15 protein-coding genes are annotated in these 18,582 nt (G+C 47.1%); 13 read left to right on the forward strand and 2 right to left on the reverse strand.

Annotation, left to right across the window (positions count from 1 at the left end; translation table 11 throughout):
* Positions 1 to 864: LPS-assembly protein LptD (locus HGH90_RS26775; protein ID WP_169192313.1), on the reverse strand; the 864-nt coding region annotated here is incomplete at its 3' end.
* A gap of 329 nt (positions 865 to 1,193) precedes the next feature.
* On the opposite strand from HGH90_RS26775, the gene HGH90_RS26780 reads away from it, so the two are divergent.
* From HGH90_RS26780 to HGH90_RS26815, 8 genes are all read left to right on the forward strand, one after another.
* Positions 1,194 to 2,420, forward strand: coding sequence for an N-acetylmuramoyl-L-alanine amidase (locus HGH90_RS26780; RefSeq protein ID WP_168767127.1), 1,227 nt, complete (start codon positions 1,194 to 1,196; stop codon positions 2,418 to 2,420).
* Positions 2,421 to 2,548: 128 nt separating this feature from the next.
* Positions 2,549 to 3,547, forward strand: coding sequence for an MlaD family protein (locus HGH90_RS26785; RefSeq protein WP_168767128.1), 999 nt, complete (start codon positions 2,549 to 2,551; stop codon positions 3,545 to 3,547).
* 9 nt (positions 3,548 to 3,556) lie between these two features.
* Complete coding sequence (locus HGH90_RS26790; protein ID WP_168767129.1) at positions 3,557 to 5,446, forward strand: OstA-like protein; 1,890 nt, start codon at positions 3,557 to 3,559, stop codon at positions 5,444 to 5,446.
* A 72-nt stretch (positions 5,447 to 5,518) separates the two neighbouring features.
* Positions 5,519 to 6,736, forward strand: coding sequence for a Na+/H+ antiporter NhaA (gene nhaA, locus HGH90_RS26795; protein ID WP_317166182.1), 1,218 nt, complete (start codon positions 5,519 to 5,521; stop codon positions 6,734 to 6,736).
* A 77-nt stretch (positions 6,737 to 6,813) separates the two neighbouring features.
* Complete coding sequence (locus HGH90_RS26800) at positions 6,814 to 7,338, forward strand: hypothetical protein (RefSeq protein ID WP_145674966.1); 525 nt, start codon at positions 6,814 to 6,816, stop codon at positions 7,336 to 7,338.
* A gap of 86 nt (positions 7,339 to 7,424) precedes the next feature.
* Positions 7,425 to 8,942: an NAD(P)H-hydrate dehydratase gene (locus HGH90_RS26805; RefSeq protein WP_169192314.1), complete on the forward strand. Its 1,518-nt coding sequence runs from the start codon at positions 7,425 to 7,427 to the stop codon at positions 8,940 to 8,942.
* Positions 8,943 to 9,189: 247 nt separating this feature from the next.
* Positions 9,190 to 11,400, forward strand: a complete 2,211-nt coding sequence (locus HGH90_RS26810; protein ID WP_168767131.1) for a sodium-translocating pyrophosphatase — start codon at positions 9,190 to 9,192, stop codon at positions 11,398 to 11,400.
* 264 nt (positions 11,401 to 11,664) lie between these two features.
* Positions 11,665 to 12,294: an NAD(P)-dependent oxidoreductase gene (locus tag HGH90_RS26815; protein ID WP_168767132.1), complete on the forward strand. Its 630-nt coding sequence runs from the start codon at positions 11,665 to 11,667 to the stop codon at positions 12,292 to 12,294.
* Between the two features lie 33 nt (positions 12,295 to 12,327).
* On the opposite strand, the gene HGH90_RS26820 is transcribed toward HGH90_RS26815, so the two are convergent.
* A complete protein-coding gene (locus HGH90_RS26820; RefSeq protein WP_168767133.1) occupies positions 12,328 to 13,326 on the reverse strand; it encodes a helix-turn-helix transcriptional regulator in 999 nt (332 codons plus the stop codon).
* Between the two features lie 108 nt (positions 13,327 to 13,434).
* Between HGH90_RS26820 and HGH90_RS26825 the strand changes: the two genes are divergently transcribed.
* From HGH90_RS26825 to HGH90_RS26845, 5 genes are all read left to right on the forward strand, one after another.
* The gene (locus tag HGH90_RS26825; RefSeq protein WP_168767134.1) at positions 13,435 to 13,647 is read left to right on the forward strand and encodes a hypothetical protein; all 213 of its coding nucleotides are present in this window, start codon (positions 13,435 to 13,437) and stop codon (positions 13,645 to 13,647) included.
* A gap of 182 nt (positions 13,648 to 13,829) precedes the next feature.
* The gene (locus tag HGH90_RS26830; RefSeq protein ID WP_169192315.1) at positions 13,830 to 16,211 is read left to right on the forward strand and encodes a TonB-dependent receptor; all 2,382 of its coding nucleotides are present in this window, start codon (positions 13,830 to 13,832) and stop codon (positions 16,209 to 16,211) included.
* 20 nt (positions 16,212 to 16,231) lie between these two features.
* Positions 16,232 to 17,098 carry a DUF4249 domain-containing protein gene (locus tag HGH90_RS26835; RefSeq protein ID WP_168767136.1) on the forward strand — a complete coding sequence of 289 codons (867 nt, stop codon included), beginning with the start codon at positions 16,232 to 16,234 and terminating at the stop codon, positions 17,096 to 17,098.
* 115 nt (positions 17,099 to 17,213) lie between these two features.
* Positions 17,214 to 18,089 carry a sterol desaturase family protein gene (locus HGH90_RS26840; RefSeq protein WP_168767137.1) on the forward strand — a complete coding sequence of 292 codons (876 nt, stop codon included), beginning with the start codon at positions 17,214 to 17,216 and terminating at the stop codon, positions 18,087 to 18,089.
* 97 nt (positions 18,090 to 18,186) lie between these two features.
* Complete coding sequence (locus tag HGH90_RS26845) at positions 18,187 to 18,576, forward strand: BlaI/MecI/CopY family transcriptional regulator (RefSeq protein WP_211093128.1); 390 nt, start codon at positions 18,187 to 18,189, stop codon at positions 18,574 to 18,576.
* The last annotated feature ends 6 nt before the right edge of the window (positions 18,577 to 18,582 follow it).

Consider the following 18,582-nt stretch of genomic DNA (forward strand, 5'->3'; position numbering starts at 1 on the left):
GTACGTGGGACTGGCCGTCAGGCTCCAGCTACCGTAGGAATATACATCTCCCCGCATGGTAAGGTCAAAATGCTCTCCCAGGCCGATATAATATCCCCCGTTTTCCAGGCCAATCCCTTTCTGCTGGTTCACCACATATTGCGGAGGCAGGATACCGGAGCGCTGCCCCTGTGTAATCGGGAAAATGGCAAAGGGGATGAATAATGGAGTGGGGATCCCTTCAATTTCCAGGTTTGCCGGCCCGGAAATTACCAATTTATCAGGGATAACCTTTATTTTACGTGCGCGAAAGCTAAAGTGGGGTGTATCCAAGTTACAGGTAGTATACCCGTTTTTAAACCCAAAAATGGTATTATCAGCCGCTTTTTTGGTTTGTGCACTGTGGATATAGCCTTCCCCGTATTGGGAACGGGTGTTGTAGATCTTTGCCTTTTGGGAAGTAAAATTATATTTGAGGGTGTCCGACTCGAAGCTCTGTCCCCCGTCATTCATGATAGGGCCGCCAAACAGCTTACCGGCGGTGTCTTTGGCGTTGGTAGCCTCGAGAATGCCGGTCTCCTGGTCGAAATTCATCTTTTCGGCCGTCAGGTCGATGGATTTATACTTGGTGTTGGCGCTGCCATATAAATAAAAGCGTTTATCCGGCACCATCAGGATGATAGAGTCCTTAGCCTTGTAATGTACCGGGGCATCCAGGGTATCCTTGGAAATCTTCGGTACAAACAGCGTATCTACCGTTGTCCCTTTGCTGGTATCCGCATCCGGCGACAAGATGTTGGTATCTGCTACCGGGGCTGCCACCGGAACAGGGCGTTTTACTTTGGAGCTGTCCTTACGGACAACCGGCTGGACGGTATCTGCCAAATTTTTGTTAAAAAATGAAAAAGCTTGTGGCCTGGAGCCTGCAACTGCATCTATAATAAAAGGAATGGCAATCAACATACCGGCAAAAACCAGGTATGTCTGTCGGAAAAACTTTTTATAATTATTTTTGTAGCTAGCGTTCATGTGTTACGGCGGCCACAAACCTACAAGATTTTATACAATTTATTACAAAAGGTAACTTGTAATGTTTGAAAACACTTATATTGAAAGGTAGTCGAAACTCGCATGGAGAAAGAAGATGATTAATTTAACAGATAAACTTATTTTTTTATTTTTTGTGAAAAACAGCACCCATTAAAATGAGAATCATGCGCTGGAACCGATTTTGGATTTTAGGACTGGGAACACTATTCACCTGTACCTTTTTTATTCAGGCCAAAAATAATCCCGTTACCAGGAAACAGGATAAGCCTATACGAACAATTATAATAGATGCCGGCCACGGCGGTGAAGATCCCGGCGCCAAAGGTAGCTATTCTACGGAAAAACAAGTCACCCTCGAAGTAGCCCTCAAACTGGGCAAAATCCTGGAAGAAAATATGCCCGATGTAAAGGTGGTGTATACACGAAAAACTGACCGCTTTGACGATCCCCGCAAAAAAGCCCAGATCGCCAACGACAACAAAGGTGAACTATTCGTATCTATCCACTGTAACTCTACCGGCAAAATCCGTAAAGTAACCGGGTATAAAACCGTATACCACAGAAAAGGGAAAAGGAAAATTGCGTCCAAACAACCTATCTACGCCTATTATCCCAGTAATGCCAAAGGAACTGAAACTTATATCTGGGCTACCAGTAAAAACAACGCCAAAATGGAATCCCTTAAACAGAATTCCGTTATCGTACTGGATGCCAACTCAGAAGAAACAAAGCAGCTGATGGATGATACCGATCCCGAAACCTTTATTCTCTTAAATACCCTGAGAAACGCCTACTTCGACCAAAGCCTCCGCCTCTCTACCCTCATCGAAGATGAATTCACCCGGGTAGGCCGCATCAGCCGCGGCGCCAGGCAGAGAAATGAAAAAGGTATCTGGGTACTCTCCGCTACCGCCATGCCCAGCGTACTCGTAGAACTCGGCTTTATCAGCAACCCGGAAGAAGAAGACTACCTCAACTCCGGCAGCGGCCAGCAGGAACTGGCTAACTGCATCTACAAAGCCATTAAACGTTACCGCGAGGAACTCGACAGGTTTACCAACAACCGGAACAGCTCACCCGCTACCACCCGGAGCAATTCCAGGAGCAACAACAACGCCGCGATGCTGAAACCAGGCAAACCCGCAAAGAACCAACCGGATCCCGGCGATGGCTATTGCGTACAACTCATGATCACCGACAAACTTTATAAACCAGGAGCTTCCATTTTCAGGAAGCTCCCTGGTGATATCAACCGGCAGCCGGTTGTCATGAATAAAAAAAAAATGAACAAATATATGTGGGGACGCTTCAAAACAGATCAGCAGGCCTCGAACGCCCTCCGCAAAGCCCGCAAGCTGGGATTTAAAGGCGCTTTCGTGACCAACTGCTAATTCCCCCCTTCTTCCCCATCCCCCCACCATCATCTACCCCTCCCCCTCTTTTTTATTACCAACATTTTTACCCAACTACGCCCCGTGCATGCTTTTTGATTATTTTTGCGTGAACGTATACGAATCTCATGCTCAAATTATCTAATGAAACCAAAGTAGGTGTACTGACGGTGCTGGGTATAACCTTACTTGTGCTGGGCTTTAATTTATTGAAAGGAAAAAGCCTGTTTTCACATAATAAAACCATTTATGCCGTATATAAACAGGTGAATGGCCTGCAACCAGCCAACGCGGTACAGGTAAATGGACTGGTAGTAGGTAGCGTCAGCAACCTCGAAGTAATGGGCAAAGATGCCTCCAGGATATTGGTGACCATCACCATCACCAAAAAAATTGATCTCCCACGCAATTCTGTAGCCCGCATCAGCAGCGACCTGCTGGGCACGAAAACAGTGCAGCTCGACCTGGGTAACGCCAGCGAATATCTGAAAAATGGGGATACCCTCTACGCCGCAGTAGACGGCTCCATTACAGACGCCGTGAAAGAACAGCTCAGCCCCCTGGTTAAAAAACTGCAAGGGACCCTGTCAAATATCGACTCCGTACTGCTCAGCGTAAATGGTATCCTGGATACTACCGCTAAAGGAAATCTTCAGGAAGCTATCCGTGGCCTTAACATCACCATGCGCAACTTCTCACATACTTCCGCCTCCCTCAACAATATGCTGGACCCGGATAAAGGAAGTGTGTCCAAAACTTTCAATAACCTGGCATCTATTTCCGGTAACCTGAAAGATAATAACGCGAAAATTACCGGTATCCTCGATAATGCCCAGAAAGCGACCGACGCACTGGCTAAAGGTAATATCGATAAAACACTGCTACAACTGCAGCAAACCGTCAATAACCTGAACCAGACTATCGGCAAACTCAATACCACCGACGGTACCGCCGGCCTGTTGCTCAATGATAAAAAGGTGTACAACAACCTCCAATACTCACTGGGCAACCTGAATAAGCTACTGGAAGACCTCCGCGTCAATCCAAAACGCTATGTTCACTTCTCCCTGTTTGGCAAAAAAGATAAAACGAAACCGCTTCCTTCAGATACAGCAGCGGCACAATAATAAGAATCAATGCATCGATACATAAAATCAGGGATTTTCCTGGCTGTCATCTGTTTCTTCGCAATGTCGGCCAGTGCCCAGTTTCCGGCCAAACCAGCGCCGAAAACAGGGTCCGTTATTGAAATTATTCACGCGGATACACTCATCATGTATGAACGCGACTCCGTAAGCCTCACCCGCTTCGTAGGCAGCGCCGTATTCAAACAGGGAACTACCCTGTTCAACTGCGACAGCGCCGTAAAAAATAATAAAACCAATATTATCGATGCCTATGGCAATATTCATATCAACCAGGCAGACAGCATCCATATCTATGGTAATTACCTGAACTATGATGCCAACACCCGCATCGCACTGCTCCGCGATAACGCCAGGCTCACAGATGGTAAAGTAACCATCACCGGCCCGGAACTACAATATGATATGAATGCCAAAATTGGTTCGTATACACAGGGCGGACGCCTCGTCAACGGCAAAAGTGTACTTACCAGCGAACAAGGTTACTATTACACAGAAACAAAAGAGATGCATTTCATGCAGAATGTGTTGCTGGTAGACCCGGAGTATACCCTTAGTACCAGCGAACTACTCTATAACACCGGTACTAAAATAGCCACCATCATTGCACCCACCACGATCAACAACAATGATAAAAGTACCATGTACGCCACCAGCGGCTATTATGATACCGATAAAGGATACGGCAATTTTGGTAACCGCCCCACAATCGAAGATAGTACCGGTACCATTACCGCCGATAATATAGAAATGGATAAGCTCACCGGCATGGCCTATGCCACCGGTAATATGGTGTATAAGGATACCGCCCGCAAAATGTCCCTGCTGGCCAACAAGGGCGTGGTAAACCAACGCGAAAAAACCATACTGGCCACCCAGAAGCCATTGCTCATCATGGAAAAAAATAAAGATACGCTGTACATGGCCGCCGATACACTGTTCTCCGGCGTCATCAAACCAGACGACAGCCTCTCTATTCCATCTGTAGCAGGTTTAAAACGTATTCCCGAATCACCCACCAAAAACCTGAGAAGCCTGCAAACGATCAGGCCTCCCGATAGATTCACTGCCACCATCTCGCCGCTCACAAAAGGCGACGCCATTGCCCGGAAACAGGAAAACGACAATATCGCACCCAATGTATCCGCGTTCATGGCCGATAGCGCAATGGCTAAAACCAAACAGACATTCGATTCAGTGAAGATGAAAACGGTGAAAGTAGCCCCCCCTGCTAACGTAGTCTTGCACGATTCCCTGCCAGGTATTAAGCATCACGCCGACAGCATGGCGCTGAGCGCACCAAAGGATACCAGCGAACAACGCTATATTCTCGCTTATCATCACGTAAAAATATTTTCCGACTCCCTACAGGGCGTAGCCGACAGCGTATTCTACTCCTCCAGGGACTCTATATTCCGCTTCTATGGCAAACCCGTTTTCTGGTCTAACAACACCACCCAGCTAAGCGGCGACACCATCCTGATGTTTACCAAAAATCAGACAGCCGATAAAATGCTGTTGAAAAATAACGGCTTCATTATCAACGAAGCAGGCCCCGGTATGTATAACCAGATTAAAGGCAGCATCATCACCGGCTATATCCTTGGCGAAACACTCGACTGGATGCACGTGGAAGGAAATGCCGAAACCATTAACTATATCAAAGACCAGGCGGGCGCCTATATGAGTGTAAATAAAGCACAATGCGCCATTATCAATATCTACTTTAAGAAAAGTGAAGTGAATAAAGTGGTCCTCGTCAAAGACCCTGAAGGGGTCGTATATCCGTTTACCCAACGTCCGTTAGACCAGCTGCAACTGGAAAATTTCAAATGGGACATTAAACGGCAGCCCAAGAGCAAATACGAGCTAATGCAATAGCTTCCAGGTATAACAGGCAGCACGATACTGCCTGTTATACCCGGGAATATTACCTCACCTAAACCATACACCGTGCTAAAGAACTCTATCAAATTAATCCGTAAAACGCTGTTGTCGCCACTCTATGTGTTTTTTAAAGACAGCCGCGCAGTAGGCATTGTACTCATTGCCTGCACCATCATTTCCATGGTGCTGGCCAATTCAGGTGTACAAACGGATTACGTAGGGTTCTGGAACAATTTGTTTGATCCCAGCACCGGGCATCACTATCAATACCGCGCGCTCCACCTGCCCAACTCCTACCTGTTATGGATAAACGACGGTATGATGGTATTGTTCTTTTTTCTTGTAGGCATGGAGATCAAGCGGGAGCTAACTGTAGGCGAGCTGTCTTCCCTCCGTAAATCCATTCTGCCGGTGCTGGCGGCTATTGGCGGTATGTTATTTCCTGCTGTCATTTTCGCTGTTATTAATAAAAATACCTCCTTTACCCATGGCTGGGGCATCCCCATGGCCACTGATATCGCCTTCTCCCTGGGTATCTTATCCCTGCTCGGCCGAAGGATTCCGGTGGGGCTTAAAATCTTCCTGATGGCCCTGGCCATCATCGACGACCTGGGTGCCATCCTCACTATCGCCATATTTTATACGCCCCACCTGGATGTAAAATACCTGTTGATTGGAGGCGGTGTATTCTTAATTCCACTGCTACTGAATTTTTTGAAAGTACAACGGCTCATTTTATATTTTATCCCCGGCATCGTGCTGTGGTATTGCCTCTTCAATTCAGGTGTACATGCCACTATCGCCGGAGTATTACTTGCATTCTGCATTCCACTGGATAAGATATCCGACCTGGTACATGGTTTACATGATCCGGTCAACTTTATTATTATGCCCATCTTTGCATTGGCCAACACCGCGATACAGCTCCCGGCCGATATTGGCGCAGCGCTGCACAATGAAGTCAGTTATGGCATCATGGCAGGTTTGTTGCTGGGCAAACCACTGGGAATTTTCACCCTGTCGTTTATTGCTGTTAAATGCAAATGGGCGTCCCTGCCCTCCAGAGCCGGATGGCCACAATTATTGGGTGTTGGACTCATCGCCGGAATAGGTTTTACTATGTCTATTTTTATCTCTTCCCTGGCTTACGAGGAACGTGATTTACAGATCATTGCGATCATTTCAGTGATCGCCGCTTCCCTGCTGGCAGGCATAGCCGGCTTCGTTTTTCTCCGCCTCATGAAACCGGTTGGCACTGTTCTTGTAAAGCAACCTTTGATTTAATTTTCGTCGTGCATACTCTAGGAAAAAAGCCAACGTTTCTAAACGTGTATTTTACGGACCACTCAAAAAACACATCTATGAAAAAAGTCGTGTTACTTTTCAGCATGATCGCTGTACTCGCGATACAGGCTAACGCGCAAAAAAGAAGCTACAAAAGCAGCGATCCTTCCAACTATAATACCGCTTTAGGTATTCGTCTGAATCCATGGATAGTTGGATTTACCGTTAAACATTTTATCCAGGGCCCTCATGCCATTGAAGGACTGGTAACTACCAACCACGAACACAGGAATAATGTAACCGTTACGGGGTTATACGAATACAACTGGAATATTGGCGTACCCCAACTCGTGATGTATGCTGGTGGCGGTGCACATATCGGCTTTTACGACCGTCGCGATTATGACTGGGATCGTTATGTAGAAAAAGGTAAAGGCACTTACGTATCACCCGGACTGGATGGTATCATTGGTATTGAGTATACCTTCAAGAAATTTCCTTTAAACATCAGTGCTGATCTGAAACCTTACGTACAGTTTGTTGGACCCACCAACTACATGGGTGAGGAGATCGGCGGTGTGTCTGCCCGGTTTGCTTTCTAAACCCGCTGACCACTTCATTACAAACGGATCATGAGGCAAGCATGGTCCGTTTTTTTATGTTCCCTATTTTGAAGTAATTTTATTACATGAAAATCTTCTCCGCCCCCCAAATCCGCGAGGCCGATGCCTTCACGATCGCCCATGAGCCCATCAGCAGCGCTCAACTGATGGAAAGGGCCGCCGGCAAATGCGCGGCGTGGCTGGAAGAACATTATGCTCCTCGCTACCCGGTATATATTTTTTGCGGAAAAGGAAATAATGGGGGAGATGGATTGGTAATAGCCCGCCTGCTACTCGATCATGGCTATAAGGTCAGCGCCGGAATATTACAATATGGCGCCCAGGCTAGCCCCGATCACCAGCTGAACCTGGAAGCCCTGCAACAGCAATACCCCGCCAGTCTGTATCCGATAGGCGATGTGTCAGATATCCCTGCCCTGCCCCCGGATGCGATCATTATAGATGCCATTTTCGGTACTGGTATGAGCAGGCCTATAGAAGGGTGGCTGACTGGCGTAGTGCATCATCTCAATGGACAACGCGGCAAACATATCATCATTGCAGTAGATATGCCTTCCGGGCTGCGGGCCGATGAAAGCAGCGTGCAACAAACGGTGATACAAGCGCATCACACTTTAAGTTTCGAATGTTATAAACTCGCATTCCTGCTCCCGGAAAATGCACCCTATACCGGAGAAGTACATATACTTCCTATAGGACTACATCCGGACTATATAACGCACACGCCCACACGCTATTTGCTCACCGATCCAGGCATTATCCAAACCATTTACCAGCCCCGCACCCCCTTTGCCCATAAGGGTACTTACGGACATGCGCTGCTCATAGCCGGAAGCTATGGCAAAATGGGCGCCGCGGTGTTGAGTGCCAGGGCGTGCCTGCGTGCCGGTGTGGGACTGCTTACCTGTTACGTGCCGCAATGCGGCTACAATATTATGCAGCTCAGCGAGCCCTGTGCCATGTGTATCACGGATGAAGATCCGCATTATAGTCTCCATTTTCATAGCAGCATCAACAACACTGCTTACAAAGCGATCGGTATAGGCCCCGGGCTGGATACCCAACCGGGTACGGCCAGGGCCCTGGAACATTTGCTGGACAGCTATCAGCGGCCAATGGTCATTGATGCCGATGCACTTAATCTACTTTCCGTATATCCGTCCCTGTTATACAAGGTACCGAAAGGCTCTATACTCACGCCTCATCCCAAAGAATTTGAGCGGCTGTTTGGCGCTACTCCCAATGAAGTGGCACGCCTGGAATTATTATCTCAACAGGCAATCAAATTGCAGATATACATCCTGCTCAAAGGCCGGTATTCTGCCATTGCCTGCCCGGATGGCGCTGTCTATTTCAATAATACAGGCAATCCCGGTATGGCCACCGGGGGCAGCGGCGATGTGCTCACCGGCATACTGACCGGTTTGCTGGCACAGGGTTATAGTTCTAAAGCCACCGCTATCCTGGGTGCCTGGCTGCATGGGTTTGCAGGCGACCTGGCCGCTGCCCACCTGTCGCAGGAAGCCATGACTGCTGCCGACATCATACAATGGCTCGGAAAGGCTTTCCTGGAAGGCATTTGACACATTCCCTGCTGTCGCCATGGCAATAAAGTGACGCTGCTCCCCAACATATAATCATTTTTCCCACTCCAAGGTTATTTTTTACGCCCAAATCCTTGCTCATGGCGAAGGTGTTTAATATTTTTCCGGACGCTCTACACAATTAATAATTTATGTTTTATATTCATTTGAAATATTTTTTTGAGAATCCTATAATTTTTTAATTACTAAACTTTTTTGTCAACCAGTATTAATAAATTTCGCGTACATGAGTATAGTTTATCTCGTTCCTTGTTTTGGATTATTGGCTTTGCTATTTACGGCTGTTAAAAGCGCCTGGGTTACACGACAGGAGGCTGGCAATGAAAAAATGAAAGAGATAGCGCAGCATATTGCTGAAGGGGCTATGGCATTTCTGAAAGCTGAGTATAAAGTCCTTATTTACTTTGTTATCATCGCGGCCCTGCTGTTAGGCTATATGGGCGCAACACATGAAAATTCACACTGGTCTATTGCCCTCGCCTTTGTGGTAGGCGCCGTATTTTCGGCTACTGCCGGCTTTATAGGCATGAGGATCGCCACCAAAGCCAATGTGCGCACCGCGCATGCAGCTCGTACCAGCCTCGCCAAAGCACTGCAGGTATCCTTTACCGGCGGTTCTGTAATGGGAATGGGCGTAGCCGGCCTGGCAGTACTGGGGCTCGGATCATTGTTTATTATATTGAAATCATACTTTGGCGCAGCTGCCAATACCGCTGAAATGATTAAAACCATTGAAGTACTCACCGGGTTTTCACTGGGCGCAGAAAGTATCGCCCTGTTTGCCCGCGTAGGCGGCGGTATCTACACCAAAGCAGCCGATGTGGGCGCCGACCTGGTAGGTAAGGTAGAAGCAGGCATTCCTGAAGATGATCCCCGCAACCCCGCTACCATTGCGGATAACGTGGGCGACAACGTAGGAGACGTAGCTGGTATGGGCGCCGATTTGTTCGGTTCCTATGTGGCCACCGTGCTGGCTACCATGGTACTTGGCTCTGAAACCGTATCACAGGACGCCTTCGGAGGCATCGCTCCCATACTCCTTCCAATGATGATTGCCGGCGCCGGTATCATCTTCTCTATTATCGGTACCCTGTTTGTAAGAATCGGCGATAGCGCCGGCCTCAATACCGGCGTGGTACAGAAAGCGCTGAATATGGGTAACTGGGGCTCTATTGTCTTAACGGCGATCGTTTCCTACTTCCTGGTGAACTGGATTCTGCCCGATAGCATCATGACGCTGCGTCATCACGAATTTACCCGCGGACAGGTATTTGGCGCCATTATGATAGGCCTCGCAGTAGGTACTTTGATCAGTATTATTACCGAATATTATACCGCGATGGGTAAACGCCCAGTAAAATCTATTATCCGCCAATCCGCCACTGGTGCTGCTACCAATATCATTGGTGGCTTATCAGTAGGTATGGAATCTACCATGCTTCCTATTCTGGTACTGGCCGCAGGTATTGCCGGCTCCTTCTCAATGGCAGGCTTATATGGTGTAGCCATTGCAGCTGCCGGTATGATGGCCACCACGGCTATGCAGCTGGCTATCGATGCTTTCGGCCCTATTGCCGATAATGCCGGCGGTATTGCTGAAATGAGCGAATTACCGAAAGATGTACGCGAAAAAACAGATATCCTCGACGCCGTAGGTAACACTACCGCCGCTACCGGTAAAGGTTTTGCCATTGCTTCAGCCGCCCTCACTGCACTCGCGCTCTTTGCTGCCTTTGTCGGCGTGGCCGGCATTCCCGGTATCGATATCTATAAAGCTAATGTACTGGCCGGCCTATTTGTAGGTGGTATGATTCCATTCATTTTCTCTTCCCTTGCCATTGCGGCCGTAGGTCGCGCGGCGATGTCCATGGTAGAAGAAGTACGCCGCCAGTTCCGCGAAATTCCTGGCATTATGGAAGGTACCGGTAAACCGGAATACGACAAGTGCGTGGCCATTTCTACTAAAGCCTCTATTCGCGAAATGATGCTGCCCGGCGCTATTGCTCTCATTGCTCCCCTGCTGGTAGGTTTCCTGGCCGGCCCCGAAGTGTTGGGCGGATTCCTGGCCGGCGCTACCGTAAGCGGTGTGCTGATGGGCCTTTTCCAAAATAACGCCGGCGGCGCATGGGACAATGCTAAAAAATCGTTCGAAAAAGGCGTGGAAATCAATGGCGAAACCTACTACAAAAAATCTGAGCCACATAAAGCCTCTGTTACCGGCGATACTGTAGGCGATCCGTTTAAAGATACCTCCGGTCCCTCCATGAACATCCTCATCAAACTGATGTCGATTGTATCCCTGGTGATTGCCCCTACCCTGGCGGAATTATACCATACCAAGGTACCACTGGTACCTGTTACCACTAAAACAGAAACGGTAAAACCAGCTGCCAAGGCGCCCGATGCCAAAGCCACTGCCTACCTCCTGAAGAAATAATATGTGATTACGTATAGAAAAGCCCGTCAGCTGATGCTGACGGGCTTTTTATTTAGCTCCCTTTGCCGGCCGGAATATCCCTTTTCTCCGAAAACAAAAAATTCGTTTGGTAGTTAACATTATTCGTTTACCTTTGTACTGTAATTAATTTTATTACAGATTAAGCATCTGTTTTTTTATCTCTATAACTGTAATATTTATTATAACAATTCAAACAATTAGCTGTTAAAGGCTGTAATAACTAATCATCTAAAATAAAAAATCATGAAAGTAGCGATTATCGGAGCATCCGGATTTATAGGCACTGCTATCTTAAACGAAGCCCTGAACAGAGGACACGAAGTAACGGCCATCGTTCGTAACCCGGAAAAAATAACCGTAAAAAACGCACATCTGACCGTTAAAGCCGCTGATGTTACTGATGAAACAGCCCTGATTCCGCTGTTAACCGGCAACCAGGCAGTCATTTCAGCTTATAACGCGCACGATACGGATACTTATGTGAAAGCCATCAACGCTATCATCAGCGCCACTAAAAAAGCAGGTATCAAACGCCTGATCGCCGTTAGCGGAGCAGGTAGCCTGGAAATTACCCCCGGCGTACAGTTGCTGGATACCCCACAATTTCCAGCCGAATGGAAAGCCGGCGCTACCGCTACCCGTGAAGCGTTTTACGTAATCAGGCAGCAAAATGACCTCGACTGGACCGTTTTAAGTCCGGCTATGATGATCGCTCCCGGCGAACGTACCGGTAAATTCCGTTTGGGTAAAGACCAGGTGGTACTCGATGAAAAAGGAGAAAGCAAAATCTCTACAGCTGACTACGCGGTTGCCCTCATAAACGAACTGGAACAACCTCAACATATCAAACAACGCTTTACTTTAGCGTATTAACAGGCTGGCCCAACAGGACATACTCCTGTTGGGCTATTGATAAACCTTACTGGGACTTATCCCAAACTTCTTACGGAAAGCATTACTGAAATGCTGGGGAGAGGAATACCCTGCTTCCAGGGCTATGGCCGATAACGGCAACCTGCCCTCCCGTATCAGCTCCCGCGCCAGCTCCAACCGGCAATCATTAAGGTAGCCAAATACGGTATTATCAAAAACGGCTTTAAAGCCCGACTTCAGCTTAAATTCATTCAACCCCGATTTACGGGCCAGGTCGCCCAGGCTTAATGGCTGCTGTAAATGCTGCACCAGCAAGTCCTTCGCATAATGTAATTTCTCAACATCAGACGCAGATACTTTAGGACGCACCGGAACAGACCGTAACTCTGCCGACTCTATCTGCTCACATTGCAAGGCCAGCAGCTCCAGCGCTTTCGACTGCAGAAAGAGCTTCTTCAAGCCACCCTGAAACCGGCATTGACGCACCTCCTCCATAATCAATTGCATACGCGGCGTAATACGGGGATTAAATTTGTCGGTCAATGTAGTAGTACGATTGCCTGCAATATTATTTGCCAACCCATCCAGCACCCGTCCATTATTCTCCGCCAGCTGCAGGAACTTCTCCGGCAAAAAGGATAACCCGAAAAATAACATATCCCGCTGCTTTTTTACCCCGGCCGATTCCGACTCACAAGGGCTATACATCAGATTATGCTCCAGGCTCCGGAACTTAAAATTATTGGAGAATCCATCCAGGCTGGTAGTAATGTCTCCCCGCTCCATGAACAACATCATCACTTTGGGCTCTTGGAAATCCGACAAAATATGAATGTTCTCATACACATCGGCAGTACAGGCGGCAATAGCAATACCATCAAAACAGAACTCATGGAAATTGGCCGCCCCAAAAGGATGCCTCATTTCCTGTGTTTGTTCTACGATTGCCTGGTTACGGTATTTCTTGAAATCAAAGGGCGTTTTCTCTGATAACAGTACCTGGTTGGCATCATCTGTAATAACTATGCCCATAAAATAATCCGTTTCGTATAAGTGTTTATCCGTTTCGTGTAACAGTCATATAGGATAACTAGCGCAAATTTGCGTAAAAATATTCCGAATATTTAAAATAAGTACTTTATGCTGGGAATATTCCGTACCAATATTACAACTGTTCAGGATAGAAACCATGTGATTAGCGCCATTTCCTCACAATTCAAGGTTAAAGATTGTACACTGGACCTGGAAGACTGTGACCGGGTATTGCGGGTGGTAAGCCTTCAGTCAATGGCTGAACAAACCATCATTGATTTTGTTACCAGGCTTGGATTTTACTGCGATATACTCGACTGATCATACCTGGCAAGTTGCCTTGTTAGACTGCCGGCGACTGGATAATATCTTATCCGCGCCGGCAGCTTTTTTCTATTATAAAAAAAATAATTTATTGCCGTAGGGGTACAATATTTTTGCCACGTCTTATTTACGTGTTGGAAAATCAGCACGCATACTTTACCAAACCGGACTTAATTTTTATGAAAACTAAGGCGACCCTGTTGCTGTCACTGCTACTGCTATTGCTGGCGGGACAAACAACGACTGCTCAGCAGCAACGATATACCGTAAGCGGCTATGTTAAAGACAAACAAAACGGAGAAAGCCTGGTAGGCATCTCCATCGGTAAAAGCGGTACCACCATCGGTACTGTTACCAACCAATACGGCTTTTATTCACTGACGCTTCCTGCAGGAGAACATGAAATACAATTCTCCTACATGGGCTACGCTCCTTATAAAACTACCGTTAAACTGACAAAAAACACGACTATCGACGTAAGCATGGAAGCTACCAGCAGCCAGCTCAACGTAGTAACGGTAAACGGCCAGAAGCAGGAAAGAACGGTGAATACACTCAATACCAGTATCAACAAACTGGATATTCAGCAAATGAAGAAGATGCCCACCTTCATGGGAGAAGTAGACGTACTCAGGGCTATCCAAACCCTCCCCGGCGTAAATACTGTAGGGGAAGGGGCATCCGGATTCAACGTTCGCGGCGGTAACAGCGATGAAAACCTCATCCTGCTGGATGAAGCCCCCGTATATAACTCCACCCACATGCTCGGGTTCTTCTCCGTATTCAACCCCGATGCCGTGAAAAGCCTCAACCTTATCAAAGGCGGATTCCCCGCGGAGTATGGCGGCCGGACTTCTTCTGTACTCGATATCCGTATGAAAGACGGTAATAACCAGCACCTCACCCTCAACGGCGGTATCGGTAACATCTTTAGTCGCCTTTCGGTAGAAGCTCCCATTGTAAAAGATAAAGGCTCCTTTATCGTGGCTGGCAGAAGATCCTACATCGACCTGCTTATGAAACCCTTTGTAAAGGGAGATATGAAGGATACCAAACTCAATTTCTATGACCTCACCGCCAAAGCCAACTATAAATTCGATAAAAATAACGCCCTCTTCGTAAGTGGTTATTTTGGGAGAGATGTATTCGGCTTCGGTAAAGATGTAAATATGAACTGGGGTAACAGTACTGCCACTGTGCGTTGGAACCACGTTTTCACCAACCGCCTGTTCCTCAACCTCACCACCTACTATAGCAAATACGACTATAGTCTGAAGTTCACCAACGACTCCAAGAAAAAACCAGGAGAAGTGGAACAAGCTTATGACTGGACGTCCAACATCATCAACTACGGGCTGAAACCTTCCTTTACTTACTATATCAATTCCTCTAACAGCCTTCATTTTGGCGTACAGGGTATTTACTACACGTTCAAGCCAGGTACAGGCACCAGCGTAAACGATGGCGATGTGCGTGTGAAGAAAATCACAGACCAACATGCGCTGGAATCGGCCGTATACATCGATCACGAATACAAGCCTTCTAAGAAATTTGGTATCCAGTACGGCGGAAGATTATCTGCCTATCAATTTATAGGTAATGGCAACGCCTACATGTATGCCGATACTACGCCCGGTATCCGCAAAAGATTGCTCGACATCAAACAATACGGCTCCAATGAACTGATAAAAGGCTACTACTATTTCGAGCCCAGAATCAGCGCCAGGTATGCCTTCTCCGATGAGCATGCCGTAAAGGTGGCCTATAGCAGAACAACCCAGTTCATGCACCAGCTCTCCAATACCGCATCTCCTACTCCGTTGGACATCTGGACACCCAGCACCAACAATATCAAACCGATGGTAGCAGACCAGTATACAGTCGGCTACTTCTACAATGCACCTAACGACGCCTACGAACTGTCGGCAGAAGTATTCTATAAAACCACCGATAACCAGGTAGATTATATCGATAACGCCAACCTCCAGCTTAACCCGCTGATTGAAGCCGACCTGCTGCCTTCACAGGGACGCGCCTACGGCCTGGAACTTTACGCAAAAAAAGATATCGGTAAAACCACCGGATGGGTAAGCTATACGCTGTCACGCACCGAAAGAAAAACACCCGGTATCAGCATGAATGAATGGTTCCTGAATCGCTACGATCGCACACATAACCTGAACCTCGTGCTAACACATACTTTCACCAAACGGACTTCCCTGTCGGCCAACTGGGTATTTGCCTCCGGCACCCCGGGCACGTTCGCCGATAACAGGCTGGAATTCCAGGACTGGGACATACCTTACAACAGCACCGAAAAACGTAACAATTACCGCTTACCGGCATACCATCGCCTCGACTTGTCTATGACGCTTAAAGGCAAACAACTCAAGCGCTGGAAAGGTGAATGGGTGTTCTCCCTGTACAACGTATATGGCCGCAGAAATGCATATACCATTTACTTTAAACAGAATGAAGACGATCCTACCAAACGCGAAGCTACCCGCCTCTCTATCATAGGATCTATCATTCCTGGTATCACGTACAACTTTAAGTTCTAATTGTCCAAAAATTCAATCAGATGAAAAAATCATTGTTGTTTATATTATCGGCAGTCGTAGCAGGATTAACTGCCTGTGAAGACAAAATCGATCTGAACATCGCCAAAGGCACGTCTTACCCCGTGCTTGATGCCTGGATTACCACCGAAACCGGTCAGCAAAACATCCGGTTTACAATGTCTGTTCCTTATACAGATGATAATCCAGCTCCCATCATTAATGATGCTACTATCACGCTAACAGACCTCACCACCGGCACCTCCTACCCGTTTGTGTTTAAAGATAAAATGTACAGCTACGACGCTACCAGCAAGCCCATCGGCGTAGTTGGACATACCTATAAACTGCACATTCAATATAAAAATGAAACCTTCGATGCTTACGACAGCATCAAAAGAGTACCACCAATAGATTCTATCACCTACGAGTTCAAGAAAAAAGAAGAAGCGCTCAGCGGAAAAGAAGGCTACTACGCAAAGTTTTATGCCAAAGATATTGCAGGGGGCACCGACTACTACTGGATTCGCTCCTACCGCAATGATACGCTCAGACGGCTGGAAGATAATTTCTCTGTAGATGGCACCTTTGATGATGGCGTGGCAGATGGTATCCCCTTTATCCTGCCGCTCCAGGAAGGTATAACAGACTACCAGAAACCATTTCAGCTGAATGAAAAAGTAATCGTCCGGTTGTCTTCCCTCACTTATACCAGCTACGAATTCCTCAAACAGGTAAACGACCAGGTAAATGCTGGTGGCTTGTTTGCAAAGGTGCTGGAAAATGTGAAAAGCAATGTAGAAAATACGACGGCTAATGGTAAGATAAGGATACTGGGGCGCTTCGGTACCTCAGCTGTAAGCAGGGCAGAGAAAACAATTATTAAGTAAGTAAGCAAAAAGCAGAAAGCAAAAAGCTATTATAGCAATTGATCGCTATAATAGCTTTTTGCTTTTCAGGCTTTCTGCTTTATTTCTTAACTTCAGTAGCATAAACCAACTACGTATGCCTCCCGACCTGATTTCATATGCCATCCCTGGATTTGTGCTCCTGATATTGTTGGAGATTATCTTTACCACCATCGATAAAAAGCACCTGTACGAGCCCAAAGATGCCCTGAGCAGCATTGCCATGGGACTTGGCAACGTATTCATCGGGTTGTTCACCAAGGCCGTTATTTTCGGCATTTACCTGGCCATTTACCAGTTACGGCTTTTTACCCTGGGGTTTGCCTGGTGGGCATGGGTACTCTGCTTTTTTGCGGACGATTTCAGCTATTATTGGTTCCATAGATCCAGCCATACCATCCGTTTCTTCTGGGCTTCTCACGTTATCCACCATTCTTCCCAAAAGTATAACCTGGCTACTGCTTTGCGGCAAAACTGGACAGGCAATCTCACCGGCACCTTCGTTTTCTGGCTGTGGATGCCGCTCGTAGGCTTCCACCCCGTGATGGTAATGAGCATGCAGGCCATTAGCCTTATTTACCAGTTCTGGATACATACGGAAGTTATCAACAAGCTACCTGCACCCATCGAGTATATCTTTAATACGCCCTCTCACCATCGCGTGCATCATGGCTCCGACCTCGATTACCTCGATCGTAACCATGCCGGCATCCTCATTATCTGGGACAGGATGTTTGGGACGTTTACTGCTGAAAAACAGCGGCCAGTTTATGGTCTCACTAAAAACATACATACTTACAACCCCTTCCGGATCGCTACACACGAATGGATAGATATCTGGAAAGACCTGCGACAAGCCCATTCCCCCCGGGAAGCCTGGCACTATATCTTTGATGCACCAGGATGGAGTGCCGATGGTAGCCGCAAAACCACGCGGCAGCTGCGACAACAGCCACCGCCTTCCGCAGAATAAGAAAAAATGCAGAAATATTTGGCATTTACGAAAACTATCGTACATTTGATTACGAAGATATTCGTACAACAATAATCATCTTTTAATTATCATCGTTTTGAAACAGATCCGGCCTACAGAAAGTGAATTGGAAATTCTGGGTATACTTTGGGAAAAAGGCCCCAGCACCGTTCGTGAGGTACATGATATCTTATCTCAAACGAAAGATGCCGGTTATACCACTACCCTGAAACTGATGCAGATTATGCATGAGAAAGAACTGCTGCAGCGCGATACCAGCAGTAAAACTCATGTATACACTGCCGCCATTTCACAGCAAACAACGCAGCAACAGCTATTGAATAAAATGATAGATACTGTTTTTGGCGGTTCGGCCTCCCAGCTGGTTATGCAGGCCCTGGGCCAGCATAAATCATCTGAAGAAGAACTGGATAAAATTCGTCAGTATCTGTCAGAGATGGAAAAACAACAAAAGAAAAACAGGTAAATCTAT

Source organism: Chitinophaga sp. Ak27, from assembly GCF_012726295.1.
GTDB lineage: Bacteria > Bacteroidota > Bacteroidia > Chitinophagales > Chitinophagaceae > Chitinophaga.

Bases quoted from the DNA above. Each gene is read 5' to 3' on its own strand.
- HGH90_RS26810 (WP_168767131.1), top strand. From the start codon at position 9,190: ATGAGTATAGTTTATCTCGTTCCTTGTTTTGGATTATTGGCTTTGCTA.
- HGH90_RS26805 (WP_169192314.1), top strand. From the start codon at position 7,425: ATGAAAATCTTCTCCGCCCCCCAAATCCGCGAGGCCGATGCCTTCACG.
- HGH90_RS26800 (WP_145674966.1), top strand. From the start codon at position 6,814: ATGAAAAAAGTCGTGTTACTTTTCAGCATGATCGCTGTACTCGCGATA.
- HGH90_RS26790 (WP_168767129.1), top strand. From the start codon at position 3,557: ATGCATCGATACATAAAATCAGGGATTTTCCTGGCTGTCATCTGTTTC.
- HGH90_RS26785 (WP_168767128.1), top strand. From the start codon at position 2,549: ATGCTCAAATTATCTAATGAAACCAAAGTAGGTGTACTGACGGTGCTG.
- HGH90_RS26830 (WP_169192315.1), top strand. From the start codon at position 13,830: ATGAAAACTAAGGCGACCCTGTTGCTGTCACTGCTACTGCTATTGCTG.
- HGH90_RS26780 (WP_168767127.1), top strand. From the start codon at position 1,194: ATGCGCTGGAACCGATTTTGGATTTTAGGACTGGGAACACTATTCACC.
- HGH90_RS26815 (WP_168767132.1), top strand. From the start codon at position 11,665: ATGAAAGTAGCGATTATCGGAGCATCCGGATTTATAGGCACTGCTATC.
- HGH90_RS26835 (WP_168767136.1), top strand. From the start codon at position 16,232: ATGAAAAAATCATTGTTGTTTATATTATCGGCAGTCGTAGCAGGATTA.
- HGH90_RS26820 (WP_168767133.1), bottom strand. From the start codon at position 13,326: ATGGGCATAGTTATTACAGATGATGCCAACCAGGTACTGTTATCAGAG.
- HGH90_RS26825 (WP_168767134.1), top strand. From the start codon at position 13,435: ATGCTGGGAATATTCCGTACCAATATTACAACTGTTCAGGATAGAAAC.
- HGH90_RS26840 (WP_168767137.1), top strand. From the start codon at position 17,214: ATGCCTCCCGACCTGATTTCATATGCCATCCCTGGATTTGTGCTCCTG.